We start from the raw sequence: 19,578 nt of genomic DNA, 5'->3' as shown, positions 1-19,578 counted from the left end.
CGGCGATTACCCGCCAGGTAATCAAAGCACCTCGTTCTGCCGGTTCACGCAGGCGAGCACCAGCACGCCGCCGGCCAGCAGGCTCGCCGCCAGCACCATCATGCCGTGGGAGGTGCTGTGGGTGATGTCCTTGATCGCCCCCACCAGATAAGGGCTGACGAAGCCCGCCAGGTTGCCGACGGAATTGATCATGGCAATGCCTGCCGCTGCCGCCGTGCCGCCCAGCATGGCGGTTGGCAGGCTCCAGAAAACGGGGAAGGTGGCGAGGATTCCCGCCGTGGCCACGCTCAGCGCCACCATCGCCGTCACGGGATCGTGGACCTGGGTGGTGACCGCCAGGCCCGCAGCGCCGGCAAAAGCGGCAATGGCGGCATGCCAGCGGCGCTCACCGCTGCGGTCGGAACTGCGCGCCACCACGATCATCACGACGGCGGCAATACCGTAGGGGATGGCCGTCAGCAGGCCAACGTTCAACACATCCTGCACGCCGGCGTTGCGAATCAGCTGCGGCAGCCAGAAGCCCACGCCATAAAGGCCCATCACGAACAGGAAGTAGATCAGGCACAGCATCCACACGCGGCTGCTGCCGAACACATGGCGCAGCGACCATTGCGCGCGCGGCTCGGGGTCGGCCGCCAGCTCCGCTTCCAGCAAGGCCACTTCATCGTCATCCAGCCAGGACGAGTCGCGGATCGAGTCATCCAGGTACCACAGCGCCCACACCCCCACCACCACGGAAGGCAAGCCCTCCAGCAGGAACAGCCACTGCCAGCCGGTGAGCCCGGAATGGCCCGCCAGCGTGCTCATGATCCAGCCGGAAAGGGGCCCGCCCAGCACGCCCGCCACCGCGATCGCGCTCATGAACATGGCCACGATGCGCGCGCGCCGGCGCGCCGGATACCAGTAGGTCAGGTAGAGAATCACGCCGGGGAAGAAGCCCGCTTCCGCCACGCCGAGCAGGAAGCGCAGCAGGTAGAAGCTGTGCGCATCTTTCGTGAACAGCATGCAGGATGAGATCACGCCCCAGCTCACCATGATGCGCGCGATCCAGCGCCGCGCACCGACCTTGGTCATCAGCAGGTTGGCCGGCACCTCGAACAGGAAATAGCCGATGAAGAAGATGCCCGCGCCAAAGCCGTAGATAGTGTCGGACAGCGCCAGGTCCGCCTGCATCTGCAGCTTGGCAAAGCCCACGTTCACGCGGTCCAGATAGGCGACCACATAGCAAAGGAATAGGAAGGGAACGAGGCGCCGGCTTACGCGGGCATAGAGAGCGTCGGTAGCATTCATTGTTATTGGCTTTTAAATCCCAGGACCCTAGAATCATTGCACAATATGCCACAGGAGTTCAAAGTGACTAGCAGACTCTTCGTAACACTGATGATGCTTGCGCTGCCCGCACTCGCCGAACCACCGCAGGCGCCGCAGCCGCCGGTCGCCACCAAGGGCCAGTACCTGACCATGCGCCATGGCGAGGAAATCACCGACGAATACCGCTGGCTGCAGGATAAGAAAGATCCCGCCGTCATCGCCCACCTGAACGCAGAAAACGCTTACACGGCAGCCATGACGGCCGGTCTGAAGCCGCTGGCGGACAAACTTTTCAACGAATTCAAGTCGCGCACCCAGCCCGTCGACCTTTCCGTGCCCACGCGGCGCGGCGCTTACTACTATTACACGCGCATTGAAGCCGGCAAGCAATACCCGCTGAATCTGCGCCGCCGCGCTGCCGCCGACCTTTCCTATGACGGCAGCGCGCCGGAAGAAGTCCTGCTCGACCAGAACAAGCTGGCCGAAGGCCATGCCTTCTTCGCCCTCGACCGCATGGAGCCCAGTCCCGATGGCGCGCTGCTGGCCTACACCACGGATACCACCGGCTTCCGCCAGTACGACCTCCATATCAAGGACCTGAAAACCGGCCAGCCACTCAACGCCAGCCTGCCGCGCGTGCGTTCGCTGGCCTGGGCGGCGGACAGCAAGAACCTCTTTGTCGTGCAGGAAGATGCGACCACCAAGCGCGCCGACCGCCTGTCCCGCCTCGGCATGGATGGCAGGGTACAGGAATCCTACTTCGAGCCGGTGGAACAGTTCTCCATCGAAGTGCGCCCAGGCCGGGACGGCAAGTTCCTCTTCCTTGACGCCACGTCCACCGACACCACTGAAATCTTCATGCTGCCCGCCGGCGAACCAGGCGGCGCCTGGCGCACGGTGCTGGGACGCGAGAAAAAGCACCGCTACTTCGTCGAGCACCGCGAGGACCAGCTTTACATCCTGAGCAACAAGGATGCGAAAAACTTCCGTGTGGTCACGGCGCCGCTCGCGCAGCCGAAACAATGGACCACGCTGGTCGCGCACAACAAGGATGTGCTGATCCAGACCATCGAACCCTATGCGGGCTTCCTTGTGCTGAACGAGAAATCGCAGGCGCTGAACCGCACCCGCATCTATGACTTCGTCACGAAGAAGTGGCTGGAAGTGAAGTTCGACGAGGCAGTGTACTGGGCGAGCGGCGAGCGCATGCCGAACTTCGGCGGCACGCCGGAATACACGTCCACCGGCTACCGCATCTCCTACCAGTCCCCGCTTACGCCGCCGCGCGTGCTGGAAGTGGACATGAAAACCGGCGCGCGCCAGGTGCTGAAGCAGCAGGAAGTCGCGGGCGGCTTCGATTTCAGCCGCTACGAAACGAAGCGGCTGTGGGCGACGGCGCGCGACGGCGCGAAAGTCCCGCTATGGATCGTCTACCGCAAGGATGTGAAGCGCGACGGCTCGGCGCCGCTGCTGCTGTACGGCTACGGTTCCTATGGCGTGCCGAACGAAGCCCGCTTCAACCTGCCGCGACTGAGCCTGCTGGAGCGAGGCGTCGTGTTCGCCGCAGCCCAGATCCGCGGCGGCAATGAGCTGGGCGAAGCCTGGCATGAAGAAGGCATGCTGATGAAGAAGAAGAACACCTTCACCGATTTCATCGACAGCGCCGAATACCTGGTCCGCGAGAAGTGGACCAGCCGCCCGCGCCTCGCCATCCAGGGCGGCAGCGCGGGCGGCCTGCTGATGGGCGCCGTGGTCAATATGCGGCCGGACCTGTTCCATGCCGTGCATGCGGCTGTGCCCTTTGTCGATGTGATGAACACGATGATGGACCCTACCCTGCCCCTGACGGCCGGTGAATACCTGGAATGGGGCGACCCGAACCAGAAAGCCGCTTACGACTATATGCGCAGTTATAGTCCTTATGACAACATCACCTACGCCAACTTCCCGGCCATGCTCGTAACGACCGGTCTGAACGACAGCCAGGTGATGTATTGGGAACCCGCCAAATACGTCGCAAAGTTGCGCGCCTTCAAGCTGGACGCGAATCCCCTGCTGCTCAAAGTAAATATGGGCGCAGGCCACGGTGGCGCTTCAGGCCGCTACAACGCCCTGGAAGAGCGGGCTTTCGAGACGGCCTGGCTGCTTTCCGAACTGGGAATTTCCCAATAGTTGCAGCGTAGGGCGGATCATTGATCCGCCGCCATACGCGGCCTCAAAAACAGCCGAAGGTGTGCACGCAATCGGCGGATCAATGATCCGCCCTACGCCACCGCAAACAATTTTTGAAAAAACCCTTGCGTGATCGTGAAAAGCCACATTACAATACGGCCTCTTCTGAACGTTGTGACAAACGTTCGACAGTGAAGGCGGGGGCGCTTAGCTCAGTTGGTAGAGCGGATCCCTTACAAGGATTAGGTCGGGAGTTCGACCCTCTCAGCGCCCACCATGAACTGTGATGAAGAATTGGAGCGGTAGTTCAGTTGGTTAGAATACCGGCCTGTCACGCCGGGGGTCGCGGGTTCGAGCCCCGTCCGCTCCGCCAATATTCAGAGAGAAGCCCGGCTAGTCCGGGCTTTTTTCATTTCTGCCGCCAAATGCCATAATGGAACTCTTACACAAGGGAGTTGCCGTGATCTTTGGTTTCCTCAAGTCGAACGAACTGTCGCCACGCGAAGTGCAGCTGCACAGCTCACCGCTGTTCGCTTCCCTCACGCCGCGCGAGTTGAAGACGGTGCACGGCCTGGTGCACGAACGCCGCTACCTGGCCGACGAGATCATATTCGACGAAGGCGAGGAAGGCCAGGCGCTGTACCTGATTCTCTCCGGCCGGGTGCGCATCAACAAGGAGCGCGAGCATGGCTATGAACCGGTGGCCGAACTGGAACCGGGCGCCTTTTTCGGCGACATGGCTCTGCTGGACAATACCCCGCGCAGCGCCCAGGCGCGCGCCATCGACAATTGCGAACTGGCCGTGTTCTTCCGCGCCGACTTCACGGCCCTGATGGAAACGGACGCCGTGGTCGGCTACAAGATCGCGCTGGCCCTGGCGCGCCACCTGGGCCGCCGCCTGCGCGGCATCGTCGGCGACCGTCCGCAGATCGAGTTGATGTGATGGACGAGCACCGCTCCGGTCCCGTGGTCTGGTGCGCCATCATCGGCGCCACCTGCCTGCTGCTCGTGCTGATGGAGCAGATGCTGTGGCTCGCCATCCCATTCGTGCTGGGCGTGGTGCTGTACTACGTGCTGCTGCCGCCCACCCAGCGCCTGCTGCGCATGGGCATGCGCAAGAACGCCGCCGTGCCCATCGTGTTTGCTGCCGCCACGCTGCTGACGGTGCTGGTCGTGCTGGCGACGGCCAGCTGGGCGTCCGCTCCTTCCACCAGCGGGCAGGAAATGGTGGCGCGCTATGTGACGGGCGGCCTGTCCTTCCTGCGCCGCACCCTGCAGGGACTGGAACATGAATTCCGCCTGCTGCGCCAGATCCATTTGAGCGAAGCCATCGACGCCAGCGTGGCGGCATGGACGGAAGACTTCCTCAAGCATCGCCTCGCGGGCGTGCTGGTGGCGGCAGCGGGCTGGATTCCCTCGCTGCTGCTGGCGCCCTTCCTCACCTTCTTCTTCCTGCGCGATGGCCGACGCTTCAAGCGCTTCCTGGTGCGCGCGGTGCCGAATGCCTTCTTCGAACGCACGCTGTTCCTGCTGCACGAGGTGGACCAGACTGCACGCCGCTATTTCATCGGTATGATGAAGCTGACCGTGATCGATACGGCGGCGCTGGCCCTGGGCCTGTGGGCGATCGGCCTGAATGGTCCTCTGGTGCTGGGCTTTATCGCTGCGCTGCTGGCCTGGGTGCCGTATGTGGGTTCGATCGCGGGCTGCGCGATGGTGGTGATGGTGGCGTCTACCGATGCGCCGGATAACACGCTGATTGCTTACGGTGCGATTGCGGTGTTTATCGCTGTGCGGCTGCTGGATGATTTCATCTTCATGCCGCTGACCATCGGACGCAGCCTGCATATCCATCCGCTGATCGCGGTGCTGATGATCTTTATCGGCGGCTCGGTGGCCGGGGTGGCGGGCTTGATGCTGGTGCTGCCGCTGCTGGGGATCGTATCCGTGGTGGGGCAGACGTTGGGGGAGCTGGTAACCAATGGGCGCTTGCGTGCGCGGCATCGGTACACCCTGGCCTTGCGCACTAAGCAGGCCAGCGCAGACCTTTAAAACCCACGGCCCAAAACAGGTGTCTGCCACGATGTGGCAGACACCAGGTTCTAGCCTTGGGTTTAAGCGGCAGCCGCCAGCTCGCTCTCGTCGTCGCTCGAGCGGATCAGGTGGTCGAAGGCGCCGAGAGCAGCCTTCGCGCCTTCGCCGACCGCAATCACGATCTGCTTGTACGGCACGGTGGTCACGTCACCCGCCGCAAACACGCCGGATACCGAAGTCTGTCCACGCGCATCGACTTCGATCTCTCCGTGCCTGGACAGGTCCACAGTGCCCTTCAGCCACTCCGTGTTAGGCACCAGGCCGATCTGCACGAACACGCCTTCGAGTTCCACGCGGTGCGTGTCGCCGGTATTGCGGTCGGTGTAGCTCAGGCTGTTCACCTTCTTGCCGTCGCCGTGGATCTCGGTCGTCTGTGCCGACTTGATCACCTTCACATTGCGCAGGGTTGCCAGCTTGCGTTGCAGCACAGCGTCCGCACGCAATTCGGCGCCGAATTCGATCAGGGTCACATGATCGACAATGCCTGCCAGGTCGATGGCCGCTTCAACGCCGGAGTTGCCGCCGCCGATCACCGCCACGCGCTTGCCCTTGAACAGGGGGCCGTCGCAGTGCGGGCAGTAAGCCACGCCGTGGTTGCGGTACTCGCGCTCGCCCGGCACATTGATTTCGCGCCAGCGGGCGCCGGTCGAGATGATCACCGTCTTGGCCTTCAGCACGGCGCCGCTTTCGGTGTGGACTTCCTTGACCTTGCCCGGCACCAGTTTCACGGCGCGCTGGGTGTTCATGATGTCCACTTCGTATTCCTTGACGTGCTGCTCCAGCGCCACGGCGAATTTCTGGCCGTCGGTTTCCTTGACCGAGATGAAGTTCTCGATCGACAGCGTATCCAGCACCTGGCCGCCGAAGCGGTCGGCGATCACGCCGGTGCGGATGCCTTTACGGGCAGTGTAGATGGCCGACGCAGCGCCAGCAGGGCCGCCGCCGACGATCAGCACGTCGAACACGTCTTTCTTGCTCAGTTCAGCGGCAGCGCGGGCCGAGGCGCCGGTATCCAGCCTGGCGAGGATTTCCTCGACATTGGTGCGGCCCTGGCCGAAGTGCTGGCCGTTCAGGTACATCATCGGCACCGCCATCACCTGGCGTTCCTCGACTTCTTTCGGGAACACGCCGCCGTCGATGGCCACGACTTTGATGCGCGGGTTAATCACCGACATCGCGTTCAGCGCCTGCACCACCTCCGGGCAGTTGTGGCAGCTCAGCGAGATGAAGGTCTCGAAGACAAAGTCGCCGTCGAGATTGCGGATCTGCTCGATTACTTTCTCGTCCAGCTTGATCGGGTGGCCGCCCACCTGCAGCAGGGCCAACACCAGCGAGGTGAACTCGTGGCCGAGCGGGATGCCGGCGAAGCTGACGCCGATATCGCTGCCTTTGCGGTTGATGTCGAAGGATGGCTTGCGCGCCGCGCTGTCCTGGCCTTCGACCACGGTAATCTTGTCGCTGAGGGAGCGGATGTCCTCCAGCAGGGCTGCCATTTCCTTACCCTTGGCCGAGCCATCGTTGTGCGAAACGATCTCAATCGGGTGCACAACGCGCTCCAGGTAAGCTTTCAACTGAGTTTTGAGATCTGCATCCAACATGGCGTGATTCCTTTCAATTTTGGGATATGCGTTTGCGGTAGTACCGCCTCAACGCCCCATGGCGGGCACGCGGCCCGCCTCTTTCCTGCCGCGCCGACGGTTCTTCCGCGGCGCGTAGGGCGGATCATTGATCCGCCGTGTGTGCGACTAGTTAGATCTTGCCAACCAGGTCCAGCGAAGGCTTCAGGGTTTCAGCGCCTTCGGTCCACTTGGCCGGGCAAACTTCGCCTGGGTGGGAAGCCACGTACTGGGCGGCCTTCACTTTGCGCAGCAGTTCGGAAGCGTCACGGCCGATGCCGTTGTCATGCACTTCCAGCACTTTGATGAAGCCTTCAGGATTGATCACGAAGGTGCCGCGCAGGGCCAGGCCTTCTTCTTCGATCATCACCTCGAAGTTACGGGACAGCAGGCCGGTCGGATCGCCGATCAGCGGGTACTGCACTTTCTTGATGGCGTCGGAGGTGTCGTGCCATGCTTTGTGCGCGAAATGGGTGTCGGTGGAGATGCCGTACACGTCCACACCCAGTTTCTGGAATTCGGCGTGGTTGTCAGCCAGGTCTTCCAGTTCGGTCGGGCAAACGAAGGTGAAGTCTGCCGGGTAGAACACGAATACCGACCACTTGCCCTTCAGGGACTCTTCGGTCAGGTCAACGAACTTGCCGTTATGGAAAGCGGTTGCCTTGAATGGTTTTACTTGGGTGTTGATCAGAGACATTGTGGTTTCCTCGTGAGGTTTGTGAATCAATGAGTCGCCAGTTTAAGGCCATCGCGCCAATTTGAAAAATTGATTGTTCCAATAGTATCAATTGAATTTAGCTATCGAGACAGTGCCGCGAGACCGATATTATCCGCCTTTCATGACAAGCCGGTTGTCGGCTTGTCAGCTTTGAGGTTTCAACAGCTGGCGGGTTGGCAGCGCCTGCTAAAACCCACGGCCAAAAGCTGGTGTCAGCCACATCGTGGCTGACACCTGGGTTACGCCTTGGGTTTTAATCAGGCCGCGATGGACTGGGGCTGCGACTTGAGCATCGCGTCGAAATCGGCAGCAGGCAGCGGCCGCGCAAACAGATACCCCTGCCCGTAGTCACACCCCGCTGCGGCCAGCAGATCGCGCTGCTCGGGCGTTTCCACGCCCTCGGCGATCACACTCAGGTCCAGCTTGTGGGCCATGACAATGATCGCGTCCGACAGCGCCATGTCCGAGGAATCGGGCGCCAGGTTGCGCGTGAAGCTGCGGTCGATCTTCAGGTAATCGATGTCGAACTTCTTCAGGTAGGACAGGGAGGAATAGCCCGTGCCGAAATCATCCAGCGCCACCTGGATGCCCGCATCGCGCAGCTGCAGCAGCTTGTCCGTAACGAGAGCGCTGGCATCGAGCAGCAAGCCTTCCGTGATTTCGACCACGACGGCCTGGCCCGGCACGCCCAGCTGCCGCAGGTGCTTCAGCCAGGCTTCATAGCCGCCCCGCTCGCGCTGGAATTCCAGCGGCGACTGGTTCAGGCTGACCTGGAAGTCCGGGTGCACTTCCTTGCGCCAGCGCTGCACCCAGCACGCCGTTTCGTGGAACACCCATTCGCCGATATCGACAATCAGCCCGCTCGATTCGGCCAGCGGAATGAACTCCAGCGGGCTGACCATGCCGCGCTGCGGATGTTCCCAGCGCAGCAGCGCTTCCGCCTTGTGGATCTTGCCGGTGGCCAGGTGCACGATGGGCTGGAAGTAAAGCTTCAGCTGCTCGCCTTTCAGCGCGCCGCGCAAGTCGTTGGTGAGGCGCATGCGGTTCAGCGCCGCCACCTGCAGCGCCGGCGTGAAGTAGCTGAAGCGGTTGCGGCCCGCGCCTTTGGCGGCATACATGGCCTGATCGGCATGCTTCAGCAGATCCTCGATGCTGGCGGCATCGTCCGGGTAGACCGTGATGCCGATAGAAGCGGACACGAAAGCCTGCTCCTGGCCCAGCTGGAAAGGCTGGCGCAGGCTGTCGATGATATGTTCGGCGATCGATTCCACGCGGTCCACTTCGGACAGGTTGGGCAGGATCACGGTGAATTCGTCGCCGCCCAGGCGGGCCACGGTATCGGTTTCGCGCACGCAGGCGCCGATGCGGCGCGCGGCATCGACCAGCAGCACATCGCCCTGGTGGTGGCCCAGCGTGTCGTTGACCTCCTTGAAGTGATCGAGGTCGATGAAGAGGATGGCGATGCGCGTGCCGTCGCGCCGGCTCTTGAGCACATCGTGCTGCAGGCGGTCGAGGAACATGCGGCGATTGGGCAGCTGTGTGAGCGGGTCGAAGTTCGCCTGCTGCCAGATCAGGGCTTCGGACTCTTTCTTGTCCGTGATGTCCTCGATCATGCACAGGTGGTGGGGCGTGGTTTCCGATGCCACAGCTTTCAGCGAGGCTTCCACCCACACCTCGCGGCCATCGGGACGCAGCAGGCGCATGGCCAGCTTGAAGCCGGAGATCTGCTGGGCCGCCAGCTGATTCAGTTTTTCCTGCTCGGGCGCCACGTCTTCCGGGTGGCAGATATCCATCCAGCGGCTGGCCCGGATCTCGGATTCGGGACGGCCCGCGATTTCCGCATAGCGCGGGTTCACGTCCAGGAAGCGGCCGCTGACGGTGTCGATCAGTGCGATGCCCATTGGCGCCGCCTCGAACATGGTGCGGAAGCGCTGTTCGCCCTTGCGTATCGCTTCCTCGGCGCGGCTGCGCTCGCGCGTGAGCAGGCTGAAATGGATGATGGCGCCGATCACCAGCAGCGAGGCGGCCACGCCCAGCACCCGGTACAGCCAGGTCAGGTCGCTGCCCGGCTCCGCGTTGTACAGGAAACCGTTGAAGCTGGCATCCTTCGGCAGCATGCCCAGATCAGCGTAGATGTCAGCGATGTGCTGCCAGCGCTCCGGATTCATGTAGCCGATTTCCACCAGCACCGGCTGCACCAGGGGCACCATCTGGCGCGCTTCGTACAGCAGGTGCGTGCGGTCGTGGCGGCGCGTGTATTTGTTCAGGATCAGGTCGGCGATTTCTTCCTGATGGTTCATTGCATACTGCCAGCCGCGCATGCTGGCAGCGCGGAAGGCGCGCACGCGCGCTGGATGGGAATTGATTTCCTGCTCGCTGGTGAACAGGTTGTCGCCGTAGAAATCGATGCCGGCGGCGCGCGGCAGGTAGATATCGTAGGGGAAGCCGACCCGGTCCAGGTAATCCGGCTCGTTGGTGACGAAGATGGACATCGCATCCACCTTGCCCTTCACCAAGTCGTCCGGATTGAAGCTGTGTTCGACGCGAATCAGGCTGTTGGTCGCGATGCCTTCCTTTTTCAGGTAGGCCATCACCTCATCGGCCTGGGTCAGCTCATCGGTCAGGGAACCGATCATCACCCGCTTGCCGACGATGCTGCGGATATGGGGCGCAGGGCCGGTCTGGCGCATGGCCAGGGCGTAGGGAGAATGCTGGAATACCACCGCCAGCACCACCAGCGGCTTGCCGGACATGCGCGCCAGCAGCAGGCTGCTGCTGCCCACGCCGTACTGGGAGCGGCCAGACAGCACGGCACGCTCGGGTTCATTGCCGTCCGTGCCTTCGCGGATCTGCACGTCCAGACCCGCATCGCGGTAATAGCCCTTTCAAGCGCGGCGTAATAGCCGGCGAACTGGAACTGGTGCGTGTGCTTGAGCTGGAGGATGACCTTTTCCTGGGCCGCCGCAAGCAGTGGCAGCAACAGAGACAGGCAAACAAGGCAGCGGGCAACCAGGGTTGAGGGCACGGAATTGTCCGGATACAAAGTTAGGGGGCTCTGGAGCCGATTGTATCCGCTTCGGCGCGGCTGTCGCGCCTTTTGTGGCATTCCTGCCGCACAGGGCAGCACCCGAAAAAAGGGTCAGACCCGACGGGTCTGACCCTGGGGTTAGGGTTACTGCAATTGCGACGGTTGCAGCACGATGCCCAGGGCGGCATTGCCCTGCTGGCCTTCGTTGCCGCGGCCCCAGCCCCACAGCGTGCCGTCGGTCTGGGTGCCGAAGGAATGCTTGAAGCCGGCAGCCACGGAGCGCCAGGTGGTGGCGGAACCGACCTGGGTCGGTGAAGCTTTGTCGGTCACGGTGCCGATGCCCAGCTGGCCGTCGCTATTGGAACCCCAGGCCCACAAGGTGCCGTTGGATTTCACCGCCAGCGAATGCTTGCTGCCGGCGGCCAGGTTGGCCCAGTTGGTCTCGGTGCCGACCTGGACCGGCCGGTTCTGGTCGGCCGTGGCGCCGTCGCCCAGCTGGCGCGAGCCGTTGGAACCCCAGGCGAACAGGGAGCCATCGGCGCGCACGGCCAGCGTGTGGGCGCCGCCGGCCGCTGCAGCGACCCAGGTGGTGGGGATGCCGATGGGGACGGGCGCGGTTACGTCCACATTGGTGCCGTCGCCGACCTCGCCATCTGCATTGCCGCCCCAGGCATACAGCCCGCCATCGGCGCGCGTGGCGACCGAATGCTGTTCGCCGGCCGACACCGACTTCCAGTTGGTGAAGGTGCCGATCTTGGTGGGCACCAGCTTGTCGACCTTGGTGCCGTCGCCCAGCTGGCCGTTGAAATTGCGGCCCCAGGCATACAGCACGCCGCCCTTGTTGATCGCCAGCGAGTGCGCCTTGCCGGCCGCCACCATGACCCAGTCCTTGGCCGTGCCCACCTGGGTCGGCACTGCCTTGTTCTCGGTATTGTTCAAGCCCAGCTGGCCGTTCTGGTTGAAGCCCCAGGCCCACAGGGTGCCGTCGCTGCGCACGGCCAGGGTGTGCAATTCACCGGTGGCCATCTGCTTCCAGGTCAGCACGCCGCCGCTGACGATGACCGGCTTGTTCTGGTCGGTGGTGCTGCCATCGCCCAGCTGGCCCCAGCCGTTCTGGCCCCAGGCCCACAGGCTGCCCTCTTTTTTCAGCGCCACGGTCTGGTTGCCGCCCGCAGCCACTTCGGCCCACGGCGCGGTGACGTTGATGGTGGCGCTGCCGGTGACGCTGCCGACGGTGGCGGTCACCGTCTCACTGCCCACAGCCTTGGCGGTGACCAGGCCGGTGGTCGATATTGCCGCGTTGCTGCCCTTGACCGCCCAGGTGATGGTGTCCTTGATGGCGCTGGTTTTGCCGTCGGAATAGGTGCCGGTGGCGACCAGCTGGAGGGTCGAGCCGACCGGCAGTGTGGATGTGGCCGGCGCCAGCGTGATCGATTGCAGGGTGATCGTTGGCGGCGTGGGATTGGTGGTCGCCGGCGGCGTGGTGGGGGGTGGTGGGAGTGCTCGAGCTATCGTTGCCACCGCCGCCGCCGCAGGCGGCCAGCAGCGCCAGCACTGGCACCAGAAGCAGGGACTTCGTATTCATGTGGTTGTCTTTCTCTCAATATCGGGCTCGCCCGAGTTGCCGGGCAGCATGAATTATCCATGCTTTTTGGCAATATTGAAAACAAAAACAACAACAAACCAACCCCCTGGGTCAGACCCCGTGGGACTCGGCGTCCCCGTCTGACCCAGGAGTTTGGTTTAAGGTTTGCGCCCGCGCGCCTGTTTCACCGGCGCCTTCGGCTTCACCTTGATCGTATCCAGGATGGACGGCCGCGCCTTGGTCTCCACGGTGGAGCGTGCGGTCAGCGAGCCGGTAAGCGCGTTGGGGCGTCCACCGCGGCCCGGCTGGGCGACGGCAGCGCCGCCGGCGCCGCGCTTCTGCGCACCCGGCGCCAGCATCGGCATCGCGCGCTTGCCGGACGATGTCTTGAAGTTCTCCTCACCCTGCACATACGGCGGGATCAGATGGCGCTCGCCAGTGCCGATCAGGTCACCGCGCCCCATCTTGCGCAGCGTGTCACGCAGGATTGGCCAGTTCTTCGGATCGTAATAGCGCAGGAAAGCCTTGTGCGCCTGGCGCTGCTTCAGCGTGCGCGGCGTTTCCACGGTTTCCGAATCATCGGTCACCTTGTGCAGCGGGTTCTTGCGCGAGTGGTACATGGCGCTTGCCATGGCCATTGGCGTCGGCATGAAGGTCTGCACCTGGTCGAGGCGGAAGTTGTTCTTCTTCAGCCACAGGGCCAGATTCAGCATGTCCTCGTCCGTCGCGCCCGGGTGGGCGGCGATGAAGTAAGGGATCAGGTACTGCTTCTTGCCCGCTTCCAGCGAGTACTTCTCGAACAGGGCCTTGAACTCGTCATAGGCGCCGATGCCCGGCTTCATCATCTTGCTCAGCACATTGGACTCCGTGTGCTCAGGCGCGATCTTCAGCAGGCCGCCGACGTGGTGGGTCACCAGCTCCTTCACGTACTCGGGCGAACGCACGGCCAGGTCGTAGCGCAGGCCGGACTGGATCAGCACCTTCTTCACGCCTGGAATCGCGCGCGCCTTGCGGTACAGCTTGATCAGCGGATTGTGGTTGGTGCCCAGGTTCACGCAGATCGACGGATAGACGCAGGACAGGCGGCGGCAAGTCTCTTCGATGTTCTTGTCCTTGCAGGACAGGCGGTACATGTTCGCGGTCGGGCCGCCCAGGTCGGAGATGATGCCGGTGAAGCCCTTGGTCTTGTCGCGGATATGCTCGATCTCGCGCAGGATGGACGGCTCGGAACGGCTCTGGATGATGCGGCCTTCGTGCTCGGTGATCGAGCAGAAGGTGCAACCGCCGAAGCAGCCGCGCATGATGTTGACCGAGAAGCGGATCATTTCCCAGGCCGGGATATTGGCATTGCCATAGCTTGGGTGCGGGCCGCGCGCGTATTCGAGGTCGTAGACGTTGTCCATCTCGTCCATCTGCAGCGGCAGCGGCGGAGGGTTCATCCACACGTCGCGGTCGCCGTGGCCCTGCACCAGCGCGCGGGCGTTGCCGGGATTGGACTCCAGGTGGAACACGCGCGAAGCGTGGGCGTACATCACCGGGTCGTCCTTCACCACGTCATAGGCCGGCAGGCGCACCACGGTCTTGTTGTGCTTTTCCTTCGCCGCGGCCAGGCGCTCTTCGCGCGTCATGATGACGATTGGCTTGACCGTCGGCTCGGGCGCCGCGTTCTCGGTGGCGCACTCCTTCGTGTCTTCCTTCGCCATGGCGTAGGGATTCGGATGCGCGTCGATACGGCCCGGCACGTCCACGCGGGTGGAGTTGTGCACCGACCATTCGGCGTCCGGCAGCCAGCCTTGCGGCACCAGGAAGGCGGTGCCGCGCAGGTCCTTGATGTCCTTGATGCTCTCGCCCTCGGCGATGCGGCGCGTCAGGTCCACCAGCGCACGTTCGGCATTACCGAAGATCAGCAGGTCGGCCTTGGATTCGATCAGCACCGAGCGCCGCACTTTGTCCGACCAGTAATCGTAGTGGGCGATGCGGCGCAGCGATGCCTCGATCGAGCCGACCACGACCGGCACGCCAGGGAAGGCTTCGCGCGCTTTCTGTGCGTAGATGGTCACGGCGCGGTCCGGACGCTTGTTCGGTTCACCGTTCGGCGTATAGGCATCGTCCGAGCGGATCTTCTTGTCAGCCGTATAGCGGTTGACCATCGAATCCATATTGCCGGCCGTGATCCCCCAGTACAGGCGCGGCTTGCCCAGTGCGCGGAAGGATTCCACGTTGTTCCAGTCCGGCTGGGCAATGATGCCCACGCGGTAACCCTGCGCTTCCAGCAGGCGGCCGACCAGGGCCATGCCGAAACTCGGATGGTCGATATAGGCGTCGCCGGTGACGAGGATAACGTCGCACTGGTCCCAGCCCAGGGCCTCCATTTCGGCGCGGGACATGGGAAGGAAAGGCGCAGACGCAGCGCGGGCAGACCGCTTGGGAACGGCCGCAAAAAGATTAGCTGGGGAATTCATCCCGGCATTTTACAGGAAAGCGCGCCGCTTCGCGCACCCCGCCCCAAAAAAGCCTTTATTTTTCAGTTACTTGTGCGCAAAGAGAAAGGTAACGATGGCAAATATTTATTGAATATCGTGCCTTTTTTGCTATAACTGTAATACACCACAGGAGACAGGAGGTACATCATGCGACGCAGACTGTATTACATGCTTCCCAACATCCCAGCGGCGCGCGCCGAGCTCGATGAGCTCTTGCTGGCGCGCATTGAAGAACGCAACATCCGCTTCCTCGCCAAGGACGGCACATTACCCGACGATATGCCGGGGTGCAGCTTCCTCGTGAAGACCGATTTGATCCATGGCGCCCAACTCGGCGTGATCATCGGTGGCGTGGTAGGCCTGTTGGCCGGTATCTTCCTGGTGACGTTCCCGCCCGAAGGGCTGACCATGCGCACCGCAGCTATCCTGCTGGTGGCACTGGGCGGCGCCATTTTCGGAGCCTGGGCAAGCGGCATGAATGCAGCAGCGATTCCCAACAAGAAGCTGGAACAGTACGCCGACCGCATCGAACAGGGCCAGGTCCTGATGATGGTGGACGTGCCGGTCCGGCGCATGAAGGAAATCGAGGAGATGATCGCCAAGCGTCATCCCGACTTCAAGTTTGGCGGTGAAGAGCCGCCCATGCTGGCGTTTCCTTAACGCCGGCCTCCCGGGGGACGGTGCTGCATTGACCGCCATTCCCCGGGTTCCTCCCTCCGCCTTTTCCCTTCCTTAAATTCCCATATTGCCCAGGATGCGCGTCAGTTCGCGCAGGGTCGGTTCGAGCGTAGGATGCTTGGCGGCGAATTGCGCCGACAACTCCTGGCTGCGTTCGGCCAGGCCGTAGGTAGTGGTCTCTTCCCCTTCCGCTTCGCGCTGCTCCAGCAGCTGTTTGATATCGGTTTCCAGCTGCAGCAGCAGGTCTTGCAATTCCTCGTCCACCGGACCGTGGTGGGCCAATGCATTGTGCAGATTTTTCAACGACGCCTTCAGATTACTGTCCATGGTGCGGTCCCCGTTGTAGTCGCGATAGTGTTTTTATACACCCATTTCGCGCGCCCAGCCACGAATGCGCTCAATTTCCCCGGCCGGCAGGTTCAGCGAGCGCAGGAAGTCTTCATGCGCTTGCGGGGACTGGTGCTCGAACAGCGCGTGCCAGCGCGCCATGGCGTCGTCATCGAGGCCGGCAGCGCGCAGCATGGCCGTCCAGCGCTCCTTCGTCATCGCCGGCTCGCCCGCCGCCACCGGGCCGCTTGCGCCGGCGCGCAGCAGCTGCAGCAGCACGTCCTGCTGCTCGCGCAGTTGCGCAATCTCGCGGTGGATGTCGCGCAGGCGGCGCTCGATCAGCGTGGCCTGGTCGCCGCCTTGCAACAGCGCAGCGATCGCGTCCAGCCCCAGCCCGGTCGCGCGATAGGCACGTATCTGCTCGACGCGTGCGACGGCGGACGAGCCGAAAGCGCGGTACCCGGCCGCCGTGCGCTCCGGCGCAATCAGGCCCAGTCGCTCATAGTTCAGCAGTGCAGTGCGCGAGACGCCTGCACGGCGGGCGAGCGCGCCGAATGGTCAGCGACTTCACGGCAGCGGCTCGCGATCCGGTGGCACAAAGCGCTCGCGCGCGTTGATGTCGGCCAGCAGCGACGGCGAGTAGTGCAGCGCCAGCAAGCCGCGTGCATCGGCCAGCACGGTCTCTCGCCCGTGCGCGCGCATCAGGTGCATCAGGGCTTCGGTGATGGTGCGATGGAATTTGTCGGCGGCGCCGAGATGGGCGGCGTAGCTGCGGATGCCGTCGCAGGTGCGCGTGACGGCTTCTTCGAACGGGTGACGTTCGAGGTATAGCCACGCCAGCCGCACATGGCCGGCGTGGTTGAAGTGCTCCTTCGGGAGCGTGCAGCGTTCGAAGCTGCTGAGGAAGTCCTGATCGTCCATGGCTGACAGCATAAAGCTGTCTACAGTAGGCAGGTCAAGCCTTTAGAACCCACGGCGTGAACCCGGTTGCAGCCACACTGTGGCTGCAACCCTACCACATCGTGGCAGACACTAGTTTTATGCCTTGGGTTTTTACGGCGCCGTCAGCCCGCGCCGTTCCAGCAGCGGTTCGATCTTCGCATCGCGGCCGCGGAATTCGCGGTACATCTGCATCGCGTCCATCGTACCGCCTTTCGACAGCAGCATCTTGCGGAAGCGGTCGCCGTTCTTGCGCAGCATGCCGCCGTTTTCCTTGAACCACTCGACGGTATCCGCGTCCAGCTTCTCCGACCACAGGTAGCCGTAGTAGCCGGCCGAGTAGCCGCCCGCGAACACGTGCGAGAAGTAAGTGGTGCGGTAGCGCGGCGGCACAGGACCGAAGTCCACGCCCGCGTCCTTCAGCGTTGCGGACTCGAAGGCCAGCACATCCGACGGGATCTTGTCGGCCGTCAGCTGGTGCCAGCGCTGGTCCAGGATCGACGCGGCCAGGTACTCGGTCGTGCGGAAGCCTTCGTTGAACTTGCCCGACGCCTGTACCTTGTCCAGCAGTTCCTTCGGCATCGGCGCGCCGGTCTGGTAGTGCTTCGCGTAGTTGTTCAGCACTTCAGGCCAGGTCGCCCACATCTCGTTCACCTGCGACGGGAACTCGACGAAGTCGCGCGGCACGCGGGTGCCGGCGAAGCGCGGGTATTTCACGTCCGAGAACATGCCATGCAGGGCGTGGCCGAACTCGTGGAACAGGGTGCGGGTTTCGTCGTAGGTCAGCAGGGTTGGTTCGCCGTCGGACGGTTTCGGAATGTTCAGGTGATTCGCCACGACCGGATGGGTGCCCAGCAGCTTGGACTGCGACACATAGGCATTCATCCAGGCGCCGCCGCGCTTGTTGGAGCGGGCGTAGAAGTCACCGATGAAGATGGCCAGCTGCTTGCCGTTCGCGTCGAAGACGTCGAACACGCGCACGTCCGGGTTATACACCGGCAGGTCGTGGCGTTCCTTGAAAGTGATGCCGTACACCTTGCCCGCGGCGAAGAACACGCCGTTGGTCAGCACATTATTCAGCTCGAAGTAGGGCTTCAGCTGGTTCTGGTCGAAGGCGTAGCGCTGCTGGCGCACCTTGTCGGTGTAGAAGGCCCAGTCCTGGGCGGCGTTGGCGAAGCCGCCCTTGTCGGCATCGATCGCGGTCTGGATGTCTGCCGATTCCTTGCGTGCGTTGTTGACGGCAGGCCTGGCGAATTCGGACAGCAGCTTGTTGACGGCGTCCGTATCGTGCGCGGTCTGGTCTTCCAGGTTGTAGGCGGCGTGGCTGGAGTAGCCCAGCAGCGCAGCGCGTTCGGCACGCAGCTTGACGATCTTCAGCACCACTTCACGATTGTCGAAATCGCCGCCACGGCTGCCGCGCGCCAGCGACGCTGCCAGCAGGCGCTCACGCGTGGCGCGGTTGGTCAGCACTTCCAGCGGCGCCTGGCCGGTGGTGTTGGCGACGGGGATCACGAACTTGCCGTCCATGCCGCGCTTCTTCGCTTCGGCGGCGGCGGCGTCGATGGCCTTGTCGGACATGCCGGTCAGTTCCTCGCGCGCGTCGACCACCAGTGCGGACGCATTGGCTTCCTTCAGCACGTTCTGGCTGAACTGGGTGGACAGCGCGGCCAGCTCGGAGTTATAGGCCTTCAGCTTTTCCTTGTCGGCGGCGGACAGTTTGGCGCCGGCGCGCACGAAGTCGGTGTGGTAGCGTTCCAGCAGGCGCTTCGATTCGGCATCGAGGCCCAGCTTGTCGCGCTTGTCGTACAGGGTCTTGATGCGGGCGTAGAGTTTTTCGTTCAGGCGGATCGCATCGCTATGTGCGGACAGCTTCGGCGCCAGTTCGCGGTTCAGCGCTTCCATCTGGTCGTTGGTATTGGCGCCGGACAGGTTCCCGAACACGCTCGATACGCGGTCCAGCAGGCGGCCGGAGCGCTCCATGGCGACGATGGTGTTGTCGAAGGTTGGCGCCTTCTTGTTGTTGGCGATGGCTTCAATCTCCACCATCTGCTGGCGCATGCCCTCGACATAGGCCGGACCGTAGTCTTCGTTCTGGATCTTGTCGAAGGCCGGATAGTGCAGCGGCAGGTTGCTCTCTTTGGCGAACGGATTCGTTGCGGGTAGCAGCGAAGCCGGTTCGGCATGGGCAGCGCCGGCGATGGCCAGGCTGGCGGCGATGATCAGCATCTGTGGACGGTACATACTCTCTCCCTGGTTATGGCTCCCGTGCCGCAGGGTGCTGCGGCGCGAAGGGTCAAATAATAACAGCCGGGTTTTGCAAAGTCATCGGCGCGCAATGCTGCGCTGCGCAATCGCAATAGCGCTTTTGACAACAGTGGGCCGCTGCGCCGACTGGCGCTGCCGGGATCAGTAGTGAGGGGGACGCTCGTTGAGCGGCGTCTGGTGGCTCTGCGCGTTGTTGCGCACGTGTTCGGCCAGCGCGGTCAGCATGGCTTCGAGCTTGTCGATCTGCTTCTGTTGCTCATACACGCGCTGGTTCAGGGATTCCACCAGATCTTCCTGGTGCGCCAGCTTGATTTCAATATCGACAAAACGTTCTTCGCTGCTCACAGCCGGCTCCCGCACAG

The 19,578-nt window shown here is 63.0% G+C and carries 15 protein-coding genes, 2 tRNA genes and 1 pseudogene; 6 read left to right on the top strand and 12 right to left on the bottom strand.

All coding sequences use genetic code 11. The features are described from left to right. Positions 1-21: 21 nt before the first annotated feature. The gene (locus tag ACHMW6_RS35525) at positions 22-1,290 is read right to left on the bottom strand and encodes an MFS transporter (protein WP_395404361.1); all 1,269 of its coding nucleotides are present in this window, start codon (positions 1,288-1,290) and stop codon (positions 22-24) included. 63 nt (positions 1,291-1,353) lie between these two features. Between ACHMW6_RS35525 and ACHMW6_RS35520 the strand changes: the two genes are divergently transcribed. The 5 genes from ACHMW6_RS35520 (at position 1,354) to ACHMW6_RS35500 (ending at position 5,535) form a co-directional block, all read left to right on the top strand. Beyond that, positions 1,354-3,483: a S9 family peptidase gene (locus tag ACHMW6_RS35520; RefSeq protein ID WP_395404360.1), complete on the top strand. Its 2,130-nt coding sequence runs from the start codon at positions 1,354-1,356 to the stop codon at positions 3,481-3,483. Positions 3,484-3,684: 201 nt separating this feature from the next. Continuing rightward, positions 3,685-3,760 (top strand) — tRNA-Val (locus tag ACHMW6_RS35515). 19 nt (positions 3,761-3,779) lie between these two features. Then, positions 3,780-3,856: transfer RNA gene (locus ACHMW6_RS35510), tRNA-Asp, on the top strand. Between the two features lie 87 nt (positions 3,857-3,943). Beyond that, entirely contained in the window at positions 3,944-4,426 is a 483-nt protein-coding gene (locus ACHMW6_RS35505) for a cyclic nucleotide-binding domain-containing protein (protein ID WP_395404358.1), read from the top strand. Beyond that, on the top strand, positions 4,426-5,535 hold the full coding sequence (locus ACHMW6_RS35500) for an AI-2E family transporter (RefSeq protein ID WP_395404357.1): 1,110 nt from the start codon (positions 4,426-4,428) through the stop codon (positions 5,533-5,535). The genes ACHMW6_RS35505 and ACHMW6_RS35500 overlap by 1 nt, the downstream gene beginning before the upstream one ends. Positions 5,536-5,597: 62 nt before the next feature. Here ACHMW6_RS35500 and ahpF read toward each other — a convergent pair whose 3' ends face one another. From ahpF to ACHMW6_RS35475, 5 genes are all read right to left on the bottom strand, one after another. Then, a complete protein-coding gene (gene ahpF / locus ACHMW6_RS35495; protein WP_395404355.1) occupies positions 5,598-7,175 on the bottom strand; it encodes an alkyl hydroperoxide reductase subunit F in 1,578 nt (525 codons plus the stop codon). 151 nt (positions 7,176-7,326) lie between these two features. After that, complete coding sequence (gene ahpC, locus ACHMW6_RS35490; RefSeq protein WP_395404353.1) at positions 7,327-7,890, bottom strand: alkyl hydroperoxide reductase subunit C; 564 nt, start codon at positions 7,888-7,890, stop codon at positions 7,327-7,329. A gap of 278 nt (positions 7,891-8,168) precedes the next feature. After that, positions 8,169-10,766 carry an EAL domain-containing protein gene (locus ACHMW6_RS35485; protein WP_395404351.1) on the bottom strand — a complete coding sequence of 866 codons (2,598 nt, stop codon included), beginning with the start codon at positions 10,764-10,766 and terminating at the stop codon, positions 8,169-8,171. A 317-nt stretch (positions 10,767-11,083) separates the two neighbouring features. Further along, entirely contained in the window at positions 11,084-12,460 is a 1,377-nt protein-coding gene (locus tag ACHMW6_RS35480; protein ID WP_395404349.1) for an Ig-like domain-containing protein, read from the bottom strand. A 222-nt stretch (positions 12,461-12,682) separates the two neighbouring features. Beyond that, complete coding sequence (locus tag ACHMW6_RS35475; protein WP_395404347.1) at positions 12,683-14,911, bottom strand: YgiQ family radical SAM protein; 2,229 nt, start codon at positions 14,909-14,911, stop codon at positions 12,683-12,685. 243 nt (positions 14,912-15,154) lie between these two features. Between ACHMW6_RS35475 and ACHMW6_RS35470 the strand changes: the two genes are divergently transcribed. Then, positions 15,155-15,667, top strand: coding sequence for a DUF1269 domain-containing protein (locus ACHMW6_RS35470; protein WP_395404345.1), 513 nt, complete (start codon positions 15,155-15,157; stop codon positions 15,665-15,667). Between the two features lie 72 nt (positions 15,668-15,739). Here the strand turns inward: ACHMW6_RS35470 and ACHMW6_RS35465 are convergent, their stop codons facing one another. The 6 genes and pseudogenes from ACHMW6_RS35465 to ACHMW6_RS35440 form a co-directional block, all read right to left on the bottom strand. Then, entirely contained in the window at positions 15,740-16,012 is a 273-nt protein-coding gene (locus tag ACHMW6_RS35465) for a DUF4404 family protein (protein ID WP_395404343.1), read from the bottom strand. A gap of 33 nt (positions 16,013-16,045) precedes the next feature. Further along, the gene (locus ACHMW6_RS35460) at positions 16,046-16,378 is read right to left on the bottom strand and encodes a hypothetical protein (RefSeq protein WP_395404341.1); all 333 of its coding nucleotides are present in this window, start codon (positions 16,376-16,378) and stop codon (positions 16,046-16,048) included. Positions 16,379-16,384: 6 nt separating this feature from the next. Beyond that, positions 16,385-16,552, bottom strand: a pseudogene (locus ACHMW6_RS35455) (MerR family transcriptional regulator); the annotation flags it as partial. Positions 16,553-16,579: 27 nt separating this feature from the next. After that, complete coding sequence (locus ACHMW6_RS35450; protein ID WP_395404339.1) at positions 16,580-16,945, bottom strand: hypothetical protein; 366 nt, start codon at positions 16,943-16,945, stop codon at positions 16,580-16,582. A 120-nt stretch (positions 16,946-17,065) separates the two neighbouring features. Next, positions 17,066-19,192 (bottom strand): M3 family metallopeptidase, encoded by a 2,127-nt coding sequence (locus ACHMW6_RS35445; RefSeq protein ID WP_395404337.1) that lies wholly within the window; start codon positions 19,190-19,192, stop codon positions 17,066-17,068. A 165-nt stretch (positions 19,193-19,357) separates the two neighbouring features. Beyond that, positions 19,358-19,561: a SlyX family protein gene (locus ACHMW6_RS35440; RefSeq protein WP_395404335.1), complete on the bottom strand. Its 204-nt coding sequence runs from the start codon at positions 19,559-19,561 to the stop codon at positions 19,358-19,360. Positions 19,562-19,578: the final 17 nt, after the last annotated feature.

The sequence above is a fragment of the Pseudoduganella sp. UC29_106 genome (assembly GCF_044055365.1).
Lineage (GTDB): Bacteria > Pseudomonadota > Gammaproteobacteria > Burkholderiales > Burkholderiaceae_D > Rugamonas.
This window is presented reverse-complemented; position numbering and strand designations above follow the sequence as displayed.